Annotated in this window: 12 protein-coding genes and 1 pseudogene; 7 read left to right on the top strand and 6 right to left on the bottom strand. The window is 73.4% G+C overall.

Annotated features, from left to right (window positions below; genetic code table 11):
* Nucleotides 1-3 precede the first annotated feature (3 nt).
* Genes AC3CH1_RS03410 through AC3CH1_RS03400 form a run of 3 tightly spaced genes read left to right on the top strand, consistent with a single transcriptional unit; the run spans nt 4 to nt 6334 of the window.
* Nucleotides 4-4122 carry a DUF5682 family protein gene (locus AC3CH1_RS03410; protein WP_488461483.1) on the top strand — a complete coding sequence of 1373 codons (4119 nt, stop codon included), beginning with the start codon at nt 4-6 and terminating at the stop codon, nt 4120-4122.
* Nucleotides 4119-6026: a serine/threonine-protein kinase gene (locus AC3CH1_RS03405; RefSeq protein ID WP_488461482.1), complete on the top strand. Its 1908-nt coding sequence runs from the start codon at nt 4119-4121 to the stop codon at nt 6024-6026. The genes AC3CH1_RS03410 and AC3CH1_RS03405 overlap by 4 nt, the downstream gene beginning before the upstream one ends.
* Nucleotides 6023-6334: an NIPSNAP family protein gene (locus tag AC3CH1_RS03400; protein WP_488461481.1), complete on the top strand. Its 312-nt coding sequence runs from the start codon at nt 6023-6025 to the stop codon at nt 6332-6334. Before AC3CH1_RS03405 ends, AC3CH1_RS03400 begins: the two co-directional genes overlap by 4 nt.
* A gap of 3 nt (nt 6335-6337) precedes the next feature.
* On the opposite strand, the pseudogene AC3CH1_RS03395 reads toward AC3CH1_RS03400, so the two are convergent.
* A pseudogene (locus tag AC3CH1_RS03395) lies at nt 6338-7055 on the bottom strand (DUF899 domain-containing protein).
* Between the two features lie 64 nt (nt 7056-7119).
* On the opposite strand from AC3CH1_RS03395, the gene AC3CH1_RS03390 reads away from it, so the two are divergent.
* Complete coding sequence (locus tag AC3CH1_RS03390; RefSeq protein WP_488462134.1) at nt 7120-7776, top strand: alpha/beta hydrolase; 657 nt, start codon at nt 7120-7122, stop codon at nt 7774-7776.
* A 103-nt stretch (nt 7777-7879) separates the two neighbouring features.
* Complete coding sequence (locus AC3CH1_RS03385; RefSeq protein WP_488461480.1) at nt 7880-9946, top strand: phosphocholine-specific phospholipase C; 2067 nt, start codon at nt 7880-7882, stop codon at nt 9944-9946.
* A gap of 83 nt (nt 9947-10029) precedes the next feature.
* Here the strand turns inward: AC3CH1_RS03385 and AC3CH1_RS03380 are convergent, their stop codons facing one another.
* The 3 genes from AC3CH1_RS03380 to AC3CH1_RS03370 all read right to left on the bottom strand — a co-directional run bounded on the left by AC3CH1_RS03380 (nt 10030) and on the right by AC3CH1_RS03370 (nt 12650).
* A complete protein-coding gene (locus tag AC3CH1_RS03380) occupies nt 10030-10926 on the bottom strand; it encodes a DUF2510 domain-containing protein (protein ID WP_488462133.1) in 897 nt (298 codons plus the stop codon).
* Between the two features lie 75 nt (nt 10927-11001).
* Nucleotides 11002-11694 (bottom strand): response regulator, encoded by a 693-nt coding sequence (locus tag AC3CH1_RS03375; protein WP_488461479.1) that lies wholly within the window; start codon nt 11692-11694, stop codon nt 11002-11004.
* Nucleotides 11695-11696: 2 nt separating this feature from the next.
* Entirely contained in the window at nt 11697-12650 is a 954-nt protein-coding gene (locus tag AC3CH1_RS03370) for a HAMP domain-containing sensor histidine kinase (RefSeq protein WP_488461478.1), read from the bottom strand.
* A gap of 277 nt (nt 12651-12927) precedes the next feature.
* On the opposite strand from AC3CH1_RS03370, the gene AC3CH1_RS03365 reads away from it, so the two are divergent.
* Entirely contained in the window at nt 12928-13215 is a 288-nt protein-coding gene (locus AC3CH1_RS03365; RefSeq protein WP_488461477.1) for a DUF3040 domain-containing protein, read from the top strand.
* A 228-nt stretch (nt 13216-13443) separates the two neighbouring features.
* On the opposite strand, the gene AC3CH1_RS03360 is transcribed toward AC3CH1_RS03365, so the two are convergent.
* Nucleotides 13444-15369 carry a DUF2264 domain-containing protein gene (locus AC3CH1_RS03360; RefSeq protein ID WP_488461476.1) on the bottom strand — a complete coding sequence of 642 codons (1926 nt, stop codon included), beginning with the start codon at nt 15367-15369 and terminating at the stop codon, nt 13444-13446.
* 136 nt (nt 15370-15505) lie between these two features.
* On the opposite strand from AC3CH1_RS03360, the gene AC3CH1_RS03355 reads away from it, so the two are divergent.
* Nucleotides 15506-16312, top strand: a complete 807-nt coding sequence (locus AC3CH1_RS03355) for a sulfite exporter TauE/SafE family protein (protein ID WP_488461475.1) — start codon at nt 15506-15508, stop codon at nt 16310-16312.
* A 26-nt stretch (nt 16313-16338) separates the two neighbouring features.
* Here the strand turns inward: AC3CH1_RS03355 and AC3CH1_RS03350 are convergent, their stop codons facing one another.
* Nucleotides 16339-16830, bottom strand: coding sequence for a hypothetical protein (locus AC3CH1_RS03350; protein WP_488461474.1), 492 nt, complete (start codon nt 16828-16830; stop codon nt 16339-16341).
* Nucleotides 16831-16854 lie beyond the last annotated feature (24 nt).

Genomic DNA, 16854 nt, shown 5'->3' with positions numbered 1-16854 from the left:
CGGATGAGCGAGTCGACCATTCCCGGGGCGCGGTCCGCCTCGGAGGCCGCGGTGGCGGCCCTCGCGGCGACCGGCCCGGGGCAGCCGTTCCTGATCGGGGTGCGCCACCACGCGCCCTCGCTGGCGGCCGCCCTCCCGGCGCTGCTGGACGCGGCGGCCCCCGACGTCCTCCTCGTCGAACTTCCCGCCGAGTTCCAGCCGTGGCTGGGCTGGCTCGCCCACGAGGAGACCGAGGCGCCGGTCGCGCTGGCCGCCGTGCCCGCGGACGGGCCCGGCGCCGGCCCGGCGGACGAACGGGGGCCGGCCTTCTACCCGTTCGCCGACTTCTCGCCGGAGCTGGTCGCCCTGCGCTGGGCGGCGAGGAACGGGGTCCCGGCCGTGGCCTGCGATCTGCCGCTGGCCGACCGGGCGTGGGCCGTGGGCGGCCCCGACACCCCCGCCCCGGCCCCCGGCGCCGACTCCGCACCGGTGCCGGAGGAGGGGCGGGGGCTGTCCGCCGCGCTCCGGTCCCGGCTCACCGGCCGCGACGGCGACGACCTGTGGGACCGGTTGGTGGAGGCCCTCGCGCCCGGTTCGACACCCGAGTCGCTCCGCCGCGCCGCCCTGCTCACCGGCTGGGCACTGCGCTACGAGGCCGAAGCGCGGGGCGGCGTGCACGGCACGGACCTGGTGCGCGAGGCGTGCATGCGCCGACATGTCACCGAGGCCCTGGCGAGCGGGCGGCGGCCCGCCGTGGTGGTGGGAGCCTTCCACACCCCGGCGCTGCTGACATCCGCCGCAGGGGGCCGCGCGCCGCACGCGTCAAAAGCACCGGAAGCCCCGGAAGCACCGGAAGAAGGGGGAGCAACAGCAAAGCCGGAAGCACCAGCAACGCTGAAAGCGGCGACAACACCGGAAGCACCAGCAACGCCGGAAGCGGCGACCGGCACGGAAACGCCCAACCGGGCCGCCGCGCCCGAGCCGGGTGCGGAGGGCGCGGACGGCCACCTGCACGGCACCGCCGGGACGACCGGCTGCACGGTCTCCCTGGTCCCGTACACGTACCCGCTGCTCGACTCACGCTCCGGTTACCCGGCCGGCATCAGGGACCCGGAGTGGCAGCACACCGTCCTGGACGCGGCCGGGGACCCGGCGGCGCTGCACGAGGCGCTGATCCGCACCGCCGTCCGCGTCTGCGCCGCCCTCCGCGAACAGGGCCACCCCTACGGCCCGGCGGACGGGCGCGAGGTCGTCCGGGTGGCCGGTGACCTGGCCCGCCTGCGCGGACTGCCCGCCCCCGGCCGCGGTGAACTCCTGGAAGCCGTACAGACGGTGCTCGGGCGTGGAGAGACCTACGGCACGGGCCGCGCCGTCGCCGGAGCCCTCGAACGCGTACTGGTCGGAGCCCGCACCGGGCGGCCCGCACCCGCCGCTCCGCGCAGCGGACTGGGCCCCGCCGTCGAGGCCGAGACCGCGACGCTCGCGCTTCCCGGGCCCGGGGACGCGCACGAGAAGACACCGCGCGACCTCCGGCTGGACCCGGCGCGCTCCACCCTGGACCGACGCCGCGAACTGCTGCTGCGCAGGCTGACGGTGTGCGGCATCCCCTACGCGCAGGAGCAGGGGGTGGCCGGTGCGGCGGGCGGGGAAGGGCTGACGACGCGCTGGCAGGTGCGGTGGACCCCGGCGACGGCCGCGATGCTCACGGCGGCCGGGGCCCGCGGTGTCACCCCGGCCCAGGCGGCCGAGGGCGTGCTGCGGCAACGGCACGCGGCCGAGCGCGCGGAGGGCGGTCCAACGGCCGCGCAGGTTGTCCGGGGCCTCGCGGAGGCCGCCGCGTGCGGACTCCCCGCCCTGGCCGACGAACGGCTGACGGAACTCGCCGCCGTACTCCCCGCGAGCGGGACCCTTCCCGAACTCCTCGCCGGGCTCGACCTGCTGGATCGCGTGGACGCCGGCCACCTGCCGGGGCTGGCCGCGCCCGACGGATCCACGGCCCCCGACACCAGCGCCCGTGCCGCCCGTACCGCGCACGCGGCCGAACTGCTGACCTCGGCCGCGGTACGCCAGGTCGACGGTCTGACCGGTTCCGAGGACCCCGAGGACGCGCGGGCGCTGCTCGAACTGGCCCAGCGGGCCGACCGGGTGGGCGGCATCCGGCTCACCGGCGCCCTCGCCCGGCTGGCCGCCGACGGCACCCCGTTGATCGCCGCGGCCGCCGGAGCGGTCAGGGTGCTCACGGGCCACGAGGAGGCCGAGTCCTTCGGGGCTCGCGTCGCCTCCTGGGTGGACGGAGCCGTGGGCAGCGCCTCCAGGACCGCGCTCACCGCCCGCCTCACCGGCGTCCTGACGGTGGCGGGCCCGCTGCTGACCGTCGGCGTCGGCGCCCTGGACCCGTTGCTGCGCCGGGTCGTCGAGCTGGACGACACCGCGTTCCTGGCCCGGCTACCGGCCCTGCGCGGTGGCTTCGACACCCTGAGCCCGGCCGCCCGGGACCGGCTGCTGGACACGGTCGAGGAGCGGCTCGGTGAACGGGTGGACACCCTCGACGCGGACGACCCGATCGAACTGGCCCGCCGGACGACAGCCGACCTCGCGGCCCGCGAACTCCTGACCGGCCTCGGCCTGCCCGTCCCGCCACCCGAACGGGACCACCGGCTCCCGGCCACCCCGCAGCCCGGCCGCCCCACCGCAACGAGCCCCGTCACCGCACCCGACGCCGAGCCCGCCACGGCGCACGCGCCGGCGACCGAGGCTGCCCTCATCGCCACACCCGCCACAGCGCCCGAAGCCGGGCCCGCCACCACACCCGACGCCGAGCCCGCCACGGCTCACGCGCCCACGCCCGCCACAGCGCCCGAAGCCGCGCCCGCCACCGCGCCCGAGGCTGCCCTCACCACCACGCCCGGCACCGAAGCCGCCCCCGTACCCTCCCCCGAAGGCACCCCCACGCCTGATAACGCTTCCGCCCCCGCCCCCGCAGCCCCCGCACCTTCCACCGGTTCCACCGGGACCGCCCCCGCGCGGACCCTCGCGCCCGCCGACCGCTGGCGGCTCGTGCTCGGCCGCCGCGCCGATCAACTGCCGTCCGGCGCCGCCCGCCTGGCGACCGCTCTGGACGAGCTGTACGGCGCGGGACACGGCGAGGGATCCCGTGGCGGTCTGCCCGGTCACGGCGGCTCCGGACCGCGCGGCGGCCGGGAGCCGTCGTTCCCCGGCGTCCGCGAGTGGTCCGAGGAACTGGCCGCGCTGTTCGGCCCCGGCGTCCGCGAGGAGGTCCTCGCCGCCGCGGCCGGGACAGGGCGACAGGACGTCCTCGCCGAACTCGACCCGGCGGCCGCCACCCCCTCCGTGGAGCTGCTCCGGACGATCCTGCGGTACGCCGGCGGGCTCCCCGAAGCCCGCCTCGCGGCGCTCCGGCCCCTGGTCCGCCACCTCGTCGACGAACTGACCCGGCAGCTCGCCACCCGGCTGCGCCCCGCCCTCACCGGCACGATGTCGGCCAGGCCCACCCGCCGCCCGGGCGGCAGGCTGGACCTGCCGCGCACCCTGCGCGCCAACCTGGCCACCGCCCGCCGCACGGCCGACGGAACGATCCAGGTGATCCCGGAGAATCCCGTGTTCCGCAGCCGTGCCCGCCGGTCGGCCGACTGGCGCCTGATCCTGGTCACCGACGTCTCCGGATCCATGGAGTCGTCCACGATCTGGTCCGCGCTGACCGCGTCCGTGCTCGCCGGGGTGCCGACTCTGAGCACCCATTTCCTGGCCTTCTCCACGGAGGTCGTCGACCTCACCGGCCATGTGCACGATCCCCTCGCCCTCCTGCTGGAGGTGAGCGTGGGCGGGGGCACGCACATCGCCGCCGGACTGCGGCATGCCCGCCGTCTGATCGAGGTGCCCAGTCGCACCCTCGTCGTCGTCATCAGCGACTTCGAGGAGGGCGCGCCCCTCGCCGGACTGCTGGCCGAGGTGCGGGCCCTGGTGACCACCGGCTGCCACGTCCTCGGGTGCGCGAGCCTCGACGACGCCGGCCGGCCCCGTTACTCGACGGGCGTCGCCGGGCAGCTCGTGGCCGCCGGCATGCCCGTGGCGGCCCTCAGCCCACTTGAACTGGCCCGCTGGATAGGGGAGAAGACCGCATGAACGACGACCGGTTGCCACCCGTCGCACCGGAGGTCACCGCCACGCTCGTGGAGGACCTCTCGCCCCGGCTGCGCAAGCGGCTGGACGCGGCGGTCACGAAGATCGACGCCCGTCCGAAGCGCCGCGACGGGGACACGGTGACGATCGAGGTCGACGACGAGACCGAGCTGCGTCTGCACGCCCCGGGCGGCGTGGTGGCGACGACGGACGCCATCACCTGCGGCTGCCTCCTCGCCCCCGCATGCGTCCACCGGGCGGCCGCCGCCTGCGCCGCCCCCGCGGCGGACCTGCCGCCCGAGCTCGCCGACCGGCCCACCGCCAAGGCCCACGAACCCGACTCGGCAGCGGACCCGGCCCGTGCACCCGACTCCGTGACAGGCCAGGCACCCGACCCCGCCCCCGACTCCGCCTCCCCGCCCGAGGTGGCGAGCCCGGCCCAGCGCGCCGCCGCCGACGCCCTGTGGTCGGCGGGCGCCGCCGCGCTGGAGGCCGGCGTCGACGGGGCCGGCGCCGTCACTCAGTCGGCCCTTCTCCGTGCCGCGCACACCGCCCGGCTCCGGCAGCTGCCCCGTGCAGCGGGCGCCGCGCTGTCCGTCGTCACCCTGCTGCGCGCGGCCCGCGCGGGTGACCCGTCCTACCGCACGGCCGACCTCGTCACGGCCCTGGCCGAACTCCTCGGCACCGCACACCGGGTAGGGACGACGTCCGGGACCGAGCTGGCCGCCGTCCGAGGCCGCGCCCGCCGCCCGTACAGCCCGGACGGCTCGCTGCGCCTGTACGGCCTGTTCACCGAACCCGTGGTCACCGACTCGGGGCACGGCGGCGTCCGCACCTGGGTCGCCGCATCCGACGGCCGCCTCTTCACGGTCGGCGACGTGGCGCCCGGCGGCGTCGGACGCGCCCTGGGCGTGGCCGACCGGGCCGTGCGCCTGGGGGACAGCGCGCTCACCCACCGGGAGCTGGGGCGGGCCGGCCTGGCGGTCTCCGGTGCGACGGCGTCGCCGGACGGCAGACTGGGGGCCGGGAAGGGCGTCAAGGCCGTAACCGCCCGGGGCGCGGCATGGACGGAACAGCCGCTCGCCGCCCTGTGGGAGACGCCGCCGTCCGAACAGGCCGCCCGCGCCCTGCGCTCCACCGCCCGCTACGCGGACCCGGAGGGCGGCGGCAGCGACCTGCTCTTCCTGGACGTCGAACTCCTCGGCGCGGTACGGGAGTCGGGCGGCTCCTGCCTGCTCGCGCGGTGCGAGGGCGGCGTCCTCGTCCGGCTCACCGTCGCCGACGACGACCCCGCGCTGGCCCATCGCGACAACGTGACGCTGCTGGCCGCGGCACCGGGGACGCGGCTGCGGATCATCGGCCGACTGGTGCCCGCCCCCCACCCCCGGCTCACCCTTCTCGCCTGCTCGCATCCCTCCGGCGAGGGCACGGTCGACCTCGGCTTCGACCGCCTGAGCCGCGCCGACCTCCCGGACCCGAACACCCCCGGGCGCCCCGCCCCGCCCCGGCCCGGAGACTCCGGCGCGCACTCGCCGCTGTACCTCCTGGAGCGCCGGGTGGAACAGACGGTTCCGGCGGGCCGTGCGGCCCTCGGCCTGCTCGGCGACGTCACCGCCGAGAGCCGCCGGATCCGCCGCGCCGGTCTCCCCACGGCCGCCGGACTCCTCACCGGGCTGTGCGCATCGGCGGCCCGACGCGACCGCGATCTGTTCGGCCGCCTGCTCCCCGCCGACACCGACGGTTTCGCCTCCCACTGGCTGGCTGCCGCCCGCTACACGGCCGCCGTGGCCGAATCCCTGTGCTCGGCGGCCTGGGAACCGGCGCAGGAGGGCCCCGCCCCGTCGTCGCACACGCCGACGTCCCCGCTCACGAGGTCCGAACCGGCACAGGGCATCATGCAGGCATGATCACCATTCACCTGAAGTACGAGATCGACGCGGACAAGCTCGAGGACTTCGAGGAGTACGGCCGCCGCTGGGTCCGCCTCGTCAACCGTTTCGGCGGAACGCACCACGGCTACTTCCTGCCGAGTGAGGGCGACAGCGACACCGCCTACGCCCTCTTCTCCTTTCCCGGCCTTGCCGCGTACGAGCAGTACCGCACGGACAGCATGTCCGACCCGGAGTGCCAGGAGGCGGTTCGGCTGGCCCGTGACACCCGCTGCATCAAGCGGTACGAACGCCGCTTCCTCCGCCCGCTCGACGACCTGGCCTAAGGGCTACCCGTCGTAGTCGTCGTGGTGGCGGACCCAGTCCATGATCCCGGCCTCCTCCTGGCGCCCGAGAGGGGTCAGGTCCAGGTAGTTGAAGGTGCCGTTGAGGAGATCGGTACCACGTGAGTACGTCGAGTAGGTGTGAAACACCCGGTCGCCCTCGCGGAGGAAGACGCTCAGGCCGTGCTGCTCGCCGCTCAGGGCCCAGGACCCGACTCCGGCCTCCCGCAGCTCTTCCTCCGTGCGGAAGTTGAAGAGAACAGGCGTCACGGACTCATCCATGGTGACGTGGAAATCGTAGTTGAACGACGTGCCGTGGGAGGAAAACCAGGGAAAGGTCCACGCCATGCGTTCACGGAACTTCGTGATAGTCGCGAGAGGCGCGCGTCGAGACCGCGGCGAATGATGTCCGGGCCGCGTGCAGATGCGCCAAGTGGCCGATGTTGTCGGCGAGGAGCGAGCACCCGGTGCAGCCGGCCTCCCAGTCGGGTGCCAGCATGAAGTGGTAGACGATGAGCTGGCTGCGACCGTCGAACAGGTCGACGAGGCTTGCCGTGCCGTCCGGACCGTCGAAGACGTACGGTTCGGTGACCTCGACCATGGGCAGGGCGCGGCGCTGTGCGCTGAGCGCGTCCCGTTCCCGGTCGAACTGTTTCTCCCGCGCCAGTAGTTCCTTCCGGGCCGCCAACCATTCTTCTCTCGACACCATCGCCGGACGGTTCATTCTCGGTCCTCGCTGTCGTCGTACATTTCCAGCTGCCGGAAGGTTACGTGAGGAGGCGGACGCGCTGTCTGTCGTACTGCTGGTTCATGGCCTGTACCACCGTCCCGAACACTTCGGCAGGGTGGCGGAACGCCTGCGGACCGCGGGAATCGAGGTCGTCGTGCCCGAGCTTCACCGAGGCTCGCTGGCCGCCGACACCGCAGCGGTCCAGGCCGCCGTCGACGCGGTGGCGGAGCCTCCCCTCGTGCTCGGCCACTCCTACGGCGGGTCGGTGATCACCGGAGTGCGCGGAGCGGGACAGTTGGTCTATCTGGCGGCCTTCGTGCCGGACACCGGCGAAAGCGCGGCCACCCTGGGCGGGGCGTCGCCGCGACTCCAGGAGGCGATCAATTCCGAGCCCGACGGATCGACCAGTCTGCGTCCCGAGCGGGCCGCCGAGGTCCTCTACAACGGCTGCTCCGAACCCCTCGCCACCTGGGCGGCCGGCCTGCTCCGCCCGCAAGCTCCCGGCTGCGGACGCGGAGTCCCGCTCCACCACAGCTGGAAGGACACGCCCTCCACGTACGTCGTCTGCGGCCAGGACCGGGTCATCGATCCCGTTCTGCAACGGAGGATGGCCGCGCGGTGCACGCAGGCACGTGAGTGGCGGACGGGCCACTCCCCGTTCGTGGGGCACCCCGGTCTCCTCGCCGAACTCCTGGAGGAACTCATACGGCGTTAACCGATCCGTCACGGCCCCTTCCGTTCTGTTCGATTCTCTTGGAACATCCTGTTCGCTTCTGTTCCCCCACACTCCAAGAGGCTCCTCACTCATGGCTGAACTCATGGCTGATATGAATCGGCGCCGCTTCTTCCGGACAGCCGGTGCGACGCTGGGATTCGCCGCACTGTCGGGCAGTATCGACCGCGCCGCCGCCATCCCCGCCCACCGGGCCTCCGGGACGCTCCAGGATGTCGAACACATCGTCGTCCTGATGCAGGAGAACCGTTCCTTCGACCACTACTTCGGAGCGCTGAAAGGCGTGCGGGGGTTCGGGGACCCGCGGCCCGTGACGCTGCCGAGCGGGAAGTCCGTCTGGCATCAGGCCGACGCGACGGGCAAGGAGACCCTGCCGTTCCACCCGACGGCCGACGACCTGGGGATGCAGTTCCTCCAGGGCCTCAACCACGACTGGGCGGGCGGCCACCGGGCGTACAACGACGGGCGGTACGACCGCTGGATCCCGGCCAAGACGCCGACGACGATGGCGTATCTGACCCGGGACGACATCCCCTTCCACTACGCGCTCGCCGACCGGTTCACCGTGTGCGACGCCTACCACTGCTCGTTCATCGGGGCCACCGACCCCAACCGCTACTACCTCTGGTCGGGGCACACCGGCAACGACGGCACCGGCGGCGGACCCGTCCTCGGCAACGAGGAGCGCGGCTACGGCTGGACGACGTACCCCGAACGACTGGAAGAGGCCGGAGTCTCCTGGAAGATCTACCAGGACATCGGCGACGGCCTGGACGGCCCCGGCGGCTGGGGCTGGATCGACGACGCCTACCGCGGCAACTACGGGGACAACTCGCTGCTCTACTTCGACAAGTACCGCGACGCCCAGCCCGGGAACCCGCTGTACGACAAGGCGCGCACCGGCACGGACGTGGCCGGCGGCGACGGATACTTCGACGGTATCGCCGCCGACGTCCGGGCCGGAACACTGCCGCAGATCTCGTGGGTCGCCGCCCCGGAGGCCTTCACCGAGCACTCCAACTTCCCCTCCAACTACGGCGCCTGGTACATCGCGCGGCTGCTGGACGCGCTGACGTTCGACCCCGAGGTGTGGAGCAGGACAGCCCTGTTCATCACCTACGACGAGAACGACGGCTTCTTCGACCACGTCGTGCCGCCCTATCCGCCGACCTCCGCCGACCGGGGCCTGTCCACGGCCGACACCTCGACCGAGGTGTACACGGGCGGCGCCTCGTACGGCCCCGGTGTCTACGGGCTCGGGCCGCGCGTCCCGATGCTGGTCGTCTCGCCCTGGAGCACCGGCGGCTACGTCTGCTCCGAGACCTTCGACCACACCTCGGTGCTGCGGTTCATGGAACAGCGCTTCGGCGTGCGCGAGCCGAACATCTCGCCGTGGCGGCGTGCCGTCTGCGGCGACCTGACCTCCGCCTTCGACTTCGCCCGCACCGAGCCCGCCCCCGGCGACCTGCCGGACACCTCCGCCTACGAGCCCCCGGACCGCGCACGTCACCCCGACTACCGGCCCACCCCGCCCGCCGTCGGATCGCTGCCGAAGCAGGAGCCGGGCAGCCGACCCGCCCGGCCGCTCCCGTACGCCCCGTACGTCGACGGCGCCGTCGACGCGGGCACCGGGAAGATCACGCTCACCTTCAGCCCGGGCACGGCAGCCGGCGCGCAGTTCTACGTCACCTCCGGGAACCGGACCGACGCCCCGTGGACGTACACCGCCGAGGCCGGCCGGACGGTGTCGGACGCCTGGAACTCCGCCTACTCCGGCGGTACCCACGACCTCACGGTCCACGGCCCCAACGGTTTCCTCCGTACGTTCAGGAGCCCGGGTTCCACCATCGGTCCCGAGGTCGTCGCCCGCCACAACGACGGGAGCGGCAACCTCGACCTGACCCTCACCAACCCCGGCGACACCGCGGTCCGCCTCACGCTCTCCAACGCCGACGCCTACGGGGGAGCGGAGCAGTCGGTCACCGTCCGGCCGGGCGCCACCGTGTCGCGCACCATGGACCTGAGGGCGGGAAAGCGCTGGTACGACGTGTCCGTCACGGCCGAGGGCGACCCGGTCTTCCTGCGCCGCTTCGCCGGTCATGTCGAGACGGGGGCCGCCGGGATCAGCGACCCGGCAACGGCCACGGTCTGACGGGACGGAGTACCCGACAGCGAAACGGCGGGGCCCGGATGTGGTCCGGGCCCCGCCGGTCACGCGACGCCGGGCGGGGCCGTTCAGACGGCTCCGCCGCCGCCTCCTCCAACACCGGACGCGGCCTTGATCCCGCGGGTGATGTCGTCCAGGACGGACAGCTTCGGCGCGTCCTTGTTGACGTCGAACCCGGACCGGACCACGACGAGCATGTCCTTGGAGACGGGGGAGGGGAACACCAGCGATTCCACGTAGCCGTCGTCGCCCTTCTCCGTCACCACCTTCCAGCGCACGACGTAGCCCTTGCCGCCCGCCACCGTGACGGCCTCGGACCTCAGCTCCTCGTGCGAGGAGATCTTCCCGTAGCTCTTACCGCCGTAGGACTCCTGCGCGTTGAGGACGATGTCCTTCTCGGCCGCCTCCTCGGGCGTCCCCGCGGTGAGCTTCATGGCAGCCGCCGGGGCGGAGAACACTCCGCCGCGCACACAGGTCTCGGCGGTGTCGCCGGGACACGCGTGCTCACCCGTCGTCAGTCCGGCGCCGACCGCCCCGGAGGTTCCCTTCCAGCCCTTGGGTACCGGAAGGCTGATCCCCGCGGCCAGGTCCGTGGCGAAGCCCGGCTCGGTCGGCGGGAGCCGGTCGCCGGGTCCCTGACCGTCTCCGTTCCCCCCGTCGCCCTCCCGGCCGTCCTTCTCGCCGCCGTCCGGTGCGCCGGGCGGATCGGGGACGGCGGACGGCGAGGAGGCCGCCGTGTCCGGCCGGCCGCCGCTGTCCTCGCCGAGCAGATACACACCGCCCCCGATGGCGGCGAGTACCACCGCGCCCACCGTCACACCGACACCGACGCGGATCCCGCGACGGCGCGCCGCGCCGGGAGACGCGCGGACATGGCCGGTCCACTGCGCTCCGTCCCACCAGCGTTCCTGAGCGGGGCCATTGCCTGAGTGCCCGGGGTCTGGATGCCAGCCGGGCGGGGTCATCTGGGTCACGGTGGCACCCTATGCGGACCGGGTGAGAATCATATGAACTGCCCGCGCCGCCCTCGATCCCGCGGGTCAGGGTTCGATCAGCCCGGCGCGGATCGCGTAGCGGGTCAGCTCCAGGCGGTCGCGCAGGCCGAGCTTCTGGAGCAGGTTGGCGCGGTGCCGCTCCACGGTCTTGACGCTGATGACGAGCAGGTCGGCGATCTCCTTGGAGGAGTGGCCCTCGGCGACCAGCTTGAGGATCTCCTCCTCGCGCTCCGTGATGGCCCGCGCCGGCAGGTCCTCGCCGTCCCTGGCCCGGTCGAGGAAGTTGCGGATGAGTGCGGTCACCGCGCCCGGGTAGAGGAACGGCTCGTCGCGCATCGCCGCCCGGCAGGCCTCCACCAGGTCCCGGTCCGCGACCGACTTGAGGACGTACCCGGCCGCCCCCGCCTTCAGCGCCTCGAAGAAGTACTGCTCGTTGTCGTACATCGTGAGCATCAGGATCCGCAGACCGGGCATGACCCGGGACAGCTCACGCGCCGCCTGGAGGCCGGTCAGGCGGGGCATCGCGATATCCAGGATGACCAGATCGGGCCGTTCGGCGCGGGCCATCTCGATGGCTTCGGCGCCGTCGCCCGCCTCGGCGACGACCGTCAGGTCCGGTTCGCCGTCGAGGATCAGCCGGACGCCGCGACGCACGAGTGCGTGGTCGTCCGCGAGCAGGATGCAGGTCGGAGTGGTCGCGCCCCTGGAAGGTGTGGCGATGGACGGTGAGGTGGGCATGGTCACTTGCTTCCGTTCCGGACGGGCACATCGAGACGTACTTCGGTGCCGCCCTGCGGGCCTGAACCGAGGAAGACCTCGGCGCCGATCAGCAGAGCGCGTTCGCGCATACCGCGCAGGCCCGCCCCCTCCGGGGCGTTCCCGAGGCCGCGGCCGTCGTCGCGGATGCGCAGCTCCACTCCGCCGGGGCTGCGCCGCAAAGACAGTTCGAGCCGGGTGGCGCGGGCATGCCGGACGGTGTTGGTGAGGGCTTCCTGCGCGATCCGGTAGACGACCAGTTCGGCCTCGGCGCCCAACTCGGGCAGGTCCTTGCCCATCCGGCGGCGGATCGTCAGCCCGTCCGGCGTCGGGGTCTCGGTGATCAGCGCCGTCAGCGCGCTCACCAGGCCCAGTTCCTCCAGCACCCCGGGCCGTAGCCGGCGCGCGATCCGGCGGATCTCGTCGAGCGAGCCCCGGGTGATCTCCTGGACCTGCCGCAACTCCCCGCGCAGCGGCTCCGGGGCGTGGTCGGCGACCCGCTTCAGCTCCAGCAGAACCGCGGTCAGCGTCTGCCCGACCTCGTCGTGCAGCTCCTGCGCCACACGGCGGCGCTCGGCCTCCTGCGCGGAGAGCGCGCGGGCACTGCTGGTGGCCCGCTCGGCCTCCAGCCGGTCCAGCATCGTGTTGAACGTCTCGATCAGCGCGGCGATCTCACCGTGACCCGCGACCTCGGGCCGCGGGCTCGGACGCAGCAGATCGGTGGTCGTCATCGCGCGGGTGACGCGCTGGAGCGGGAAGAGGCCGAGCCGGAGCAGAGCGGCGTTGGCCGCGAGCATGAAGGCGATGCCGCCGGTCAAGATCATGGCCTCGGTCAACAGGACCGGGGTGGAGACGGTGATCGGCCCGAGCAGCAGCAGGGCGCCGGCCGCCACCAGCACGGCGGCGTTGAGCAGGAAGATCCGCCAGAACAGGGACAAGGTCGAACGGCTCCTTCCGAGGTCGGGTCCATGGGCGCGCTGACAGCCTCCACTATCGCCGCTGCGCGGGTGGCCGGCCGTCGCCGCCAGGCCCCGACACCCCGCGCGCCCGGTCTGCATGGTGCGCACCCCCGGATATGGGTGCTGTCCCCGATGGTCCCCGGCGGCCTCCCCCGACGACCATGAGGCCAGGGCCCCAGGGGACCTGCCCCGTGCCGCACCGCGGGGGCGGGAGCATCAGGCGCCGAGAGGGTTTCCGTACCGGGAGGGAGACACCGTGCCCACGTACGACCAGCGGCTGCGAGACCTGGAGGAGCAGCTGCGTCACGACGATCCCGGGTTCGTCGAGGCGATGTCCGGCGGGACCCCGCGCCCCCCGCGCGAGTACCGCCGCCGCACCGCCTGGGTGTGGCTCGCCGTCGGGCTCGCCGCACTGGGCACCGGTATCGCCGTGGGCCACGGTCTTCTGATCGCCGCCGGTCTGGTCGTCTCCGGAGCGGCGGCACAGCTCTTCGACCCGCAGCGCGGACGACTGCACGGGCGGGACATCCCCAGCACACGCTGACCCGCGCCCCCCTCCCGGCAGCGCCCGCCCCCGCCGCCCCCGCCGACCCCTTCCGGCCGGCGTCGAGGCCTCGCCGGACCTCCGGGCGGGGCCTTCGCGTGTACGGGAGGGAGGAGCGCTGTCCGTGGGACGAGGTCGCACCGGACGCCCGAGATCCGATCAACACGATGCGGTTCGACCAGACGTTCAGGTCTGACCGCCGATCCGGCCTGATCCGAACGCGAGGCCTCAGGCGGCGGTGCTCCCCGGCCCGTGAGCCACCGTCACCGCCGCACCCCCGAACGTGATCCGCGTCCGCGCCCCGTCCAGCGCCCAGCGCACCTCGACCGTGTCACCGGCCACCCACACCCGGCCCACCACCTCGGCGGGCTCCAGGTCGGCTGCCGGGTCGGCGGTGAGGGAGGCCAGGGCGGCCAGGACCACCGTGCCGGTCACCTCGGCGGCGAGCCGGGGCACGGTCGCCCAACGGGCGAACGCCGTCCCCCGGGGGACCCGTACGTCCTCGGGAGCCTCCCAGCCGTGCAGCCCCCACAACCGTGAGCGCACCGCCCCGCCGGGGTCGGTGGCCCAGCCCGTCAGCTCGGCCCGCGCCCCGTCCGGCGCGCCCAGCACCCGGTGCACCCGCAGTTCATGGCAGCCCCGCGCCACGATCGCGCTCTCCACCCGCAGCCCGGGGACGGTGGACGGGCCCGTCGGAAACACCGGAAAATGCCAGGAGGCCGCCCAGCCCCAGCCGTCGCCGTGCCCTGACCCGAGCGGATGGATGCGCCGCCGTGCGCTGCGCGCCCCGCCGACCGTCAACGACAGATGGTTGTCCGCGGTGTTCGCCGCCGAGGTGGGCCCGGTCACGGTGGAGTACGCGAGCCGCGCGTAGTGCGGGTCCTCGTCGGCCGCGGACTCGCCCTCGTCCGGGCGGACATGGTCGCTGCCGTGGTTGTGCAGCCGCACCACGCCGTCCACCCGCGTCGACTGCACCAGAAGGCCCGCCGCGGGCACGGACAGCACCCGGTCGGGTCCCTCGCTCGGGGCCGCCTCCTCCGGCGACGACCAGAATGGATGCTCGGCGGGAGCCAACAGGGACACGAACGCCTTCGACGCCCAATAAGGTGACGCGGGGCCGGAGTAGGTCTGCAGCGTCGCCGCGTGCGGGCCGTGCCAGCCGAGGCTCAACTGCCCGCTCCCGTCGACCGCGCCGCGCTCCAGGAAGTACCGCAGCGCCCCACTGACCACTCGCCGGGACGCCCCCGGGGCGAGTGGTGTGTGCCCGGTCACCGCGCCCAGAGCCACACCAGCGCCCGCGGCGAAGCGATAGGTCAGCGAGCGCCCGAAATGCAGCGGGGCCCCGTCGCCGCCGAACATCAGCGCGAAGCTCTCCAGATGCTCGCGCAACCGCGCCCCGTGCCGCGCCGACTCCCGTGCGTCGCCCGACAGATGGGCGTCGAGCAGCGGATACAGGTGCAGCGCCCAGCCGTTGTAGTGGTCAAAGGCGCGCCCGTCCCCGTCGGCGTACCAGCCGTCGCCCCGGTACCAGCTCTCCAGCAGCTCCAGAGCCCGCTCCCGGGCCCGTGCCGTCTCCGCGTCGCCCCGGCCCACCGACTCCAGGAAGCCGGCCACGGTGTACGGGAAGAGGTACCAGTTGTTGCCCGCCGGAACGTGCCGCAGCGAGCCCCGCAGCCAGTGCGCCGCCCGGTCCCGCACGTCGGGCGTCAGCCGGTCCCAGAGCCAGGGCCGGGTGAGCCGCAGCCCGAGGGCCACCGAGGCCGACTCCACCATGGGCTGCCCCTGCACATCGTGGTCCAGGATCAGCGGCCAGGACTCCGCGTCGTCCCGGCCCGGTGTCCGCGTACCGGCGTCGAGCCCGTCCGCGTACCGCTCCAGCCAGCCGTTCGGGTCCTTGCCACCCGCCCCCGCGATCCGGAAGCCGGCCGCCAGGAACGTGCGCGCGTACCCCTCCAGCCCGTCGGAGCGGACGCCCGAGTGCGACGGTGGACCGGGCAGGTCGAGCCGGGCGCCACGCGGCGTGGCCCACTTCCAGGCGGCGTCCAGCATCCCGTCGGCGGCCGCCTCCCAGTGGGCGCGGGTGTATCCGGTGTACGGGCTCGACGCGCGGTCTTCCGGGCGGAGTTCGAAGAGGGCACCAAGGGAGACGGTCATGCGGGAATCCTGAGCGACTGATCGGAGAGGGTCAATGGATCAATCGAAAGCGGGCTAAATCGATCAAACGCTCACGGAGGGGCGAGGGTAAGAGCCCGGCGGTCGGAAAACCGATGCGCTTACCATCTTTCCCGACATGGACACCATCAGCCTCTGGCAACTGGCCGCACTCGCGGCGGCATCCACCCTCGTCGGCTTCTCCAAGACAGCTGTCAGCGGTGCCAACACGATCAGCCTCGCGGTCTTCGCGGCCGTTCTCCCGGCCCGCGAGTCGACCGGGGTGCTGCTCCCGATCCTCATCGTCGGCGACCTCCTCGCCGTACGCGTCTACCGCCGTCACGCCCACTGGCCCACCCTGCTCCGGCTGTTCCCCGCCGTCGCCGTGGGCGTCGTGGCGGGCACCCTGTTCCTGCTGTGGGCCGACGACGCGGCGGTCCGTACCTCCATCGGCGCGATCCTGCTGTTCATGACGGGGGTGACCCTGTGGCGCCGTCGGATCGCGGAGAAGACGACCGGGGCCGAGGAGCAGGCGACCGGGACCGAGGCGGGCACCGGTCCCGTCGCGGGTGACCAAGCCGCTACCGGCGCCGGTCGGACCGCCGCGCGCGGCTACGGGGTTCTCGGCGGGTTCACCACGATGGTCGCCAACGCCGGCGGGCCGGTGATGTCCCTCTATCTGCTCTCGGCCGGCTTCCGCAAGCTCGGCTTCCTCGGCACCTCGGCCTGGTTCTTCCTGATCCTGAACGTGTCCAAGGTGCCGTTCAGCGTGGGCCTCGGCCTGATCGACGCCCGCTCCCTGCTGCTCGACGCCTGCCTGCTGCTGTTCGTCCTGCCCGGCGCCTACCTGGGCCGGGTGTGCGTCGACCGGATCGACCAGAAGGTCTTCGACCGGATCGTCATCGGCGCGACGGTGGTCGGCGGACTTCAACTGCTGCTGATCTGAGGCATCCGGACCGCCGGACCGCCTCCTCAGGGGAGCAGCAGCCAGTCCGCTCCCACGGCGGCCAGCAGCCCGGTTCCCAGCAGCCAGCTGGCCAGCCGGGTGCGTCCGTTCCTGCTCAGCTCGATGACCACGCCGCACAGGATGAGCGCGAGCCCGTAGACGCCGACGACGAGTACCGACGAGCGGCTCGCGATGCGCAGCCCGAGCACGAGGGCCATCGCCGCCATGCCCACCGAGGAGAGCACGATCCGCAGCCGCCGGGCCTGGCGCGGGGTGAGTCTCTCCCCGTCCTGACCGTCCTGACCGTCCCCACGGTCCTCACCACCGGCAACATCGACTCCGACCGCAGCCGCAGCCGCAGCCGCAGCCGCAGCCGTAGCCGTAGTCGTAGCCGTCTCCCTCTCCGTGGCCGCTTCCGTCTCCGTGGCGGCGTCGGCTATCGGGGAGTCGGTTCCCCGGTCCTTCGCGTGCTGGTCCCGCTGCTGATCCTGGGCCTGGTCCTGGTCAGAAGTGCTCATGGAGCCGGATCGTAGTAGCTGCAC

The organism is Streptomyces sp. MGP-P1, assembly GCF_057766565.1.
The sequence above is the reverse complement of the archived record's forward strand: the minus strand, read 5'-3'. Positions and strand labels throughout refer to the sequence as shown.

What these genes read in the sequence shown, in the direction of transcription:
- AC3CH1_RS03355 (WP_488461475.1), top strand. Translation starts at nt 15,506, where the DNA reads ATGGACACCATCAGCCTCTGGCAACTGGCCGCACTCGCGGCGGCATCC.
- AC3CH1_RS03400 (WP_488461481.1), top strand. Translation starts at nt 6,023, where the DNA reads ATGATCACCATTCACCTGAAGTACGAGATCGACGCGGACAAGCTCGAG.
- AC3CH1_RS03385 (WP_488461480.1), top strand. Translation starts at nt 7,880, where the DNA reads ATGGCTGATATGAATCGGCGCCGCTTCTTCCGGACAGCCGGTGCGACG.
- AC3CH1_RS03350 (WP_488461474.1), bottom strand. Translation starts at nt 16,830, where the DNA reads ATGAGCACTTCTGACCAGGACCAGGCCCAGGATCAGCAGCGGGACCAG.
- AC3CH1_RS03410 (WP_488461483.1), top strand. Translation starts at nt 4, where the DNA reads ATGAGCGAGTCGACCATTCCCGGGGCGCGGTCCGCCTCGGAGGCCGCG.
- AC3CH1_RS03380 (WP_488462133.1), bottom strand. Translation starts at nt 10,926, where the DNA reads ATGACCCCGCCCGGCTGGCATCCAGACCCCGGGCACTCAGGCAATGGC.
- AC3CH1_RS03360 (WP_488461476.1), bottom strand. Translation starts at nt 15,369, where the DNA reads ATGACCGTCTCCCTTGGTGCCCTCTTCGAACTCCGCCCGGAAGACCGC.
- AC3CH1_RS03405 (WP_488461482.1), top strand. Translation starts at nt 4,119, where the DNA reads ATGAACGACGACCGGTTGCCACCCGTCGCACCGGAGGTCACCGCCACG.
- AC3CH1_RS03375 (WP_488461479.1), bottom strand. Translation starts at nt 11,694, where the DNA reads ATGCCCACCTCACCGTCCATCGCCACACCTTCCAGGGGCGCGACCACT.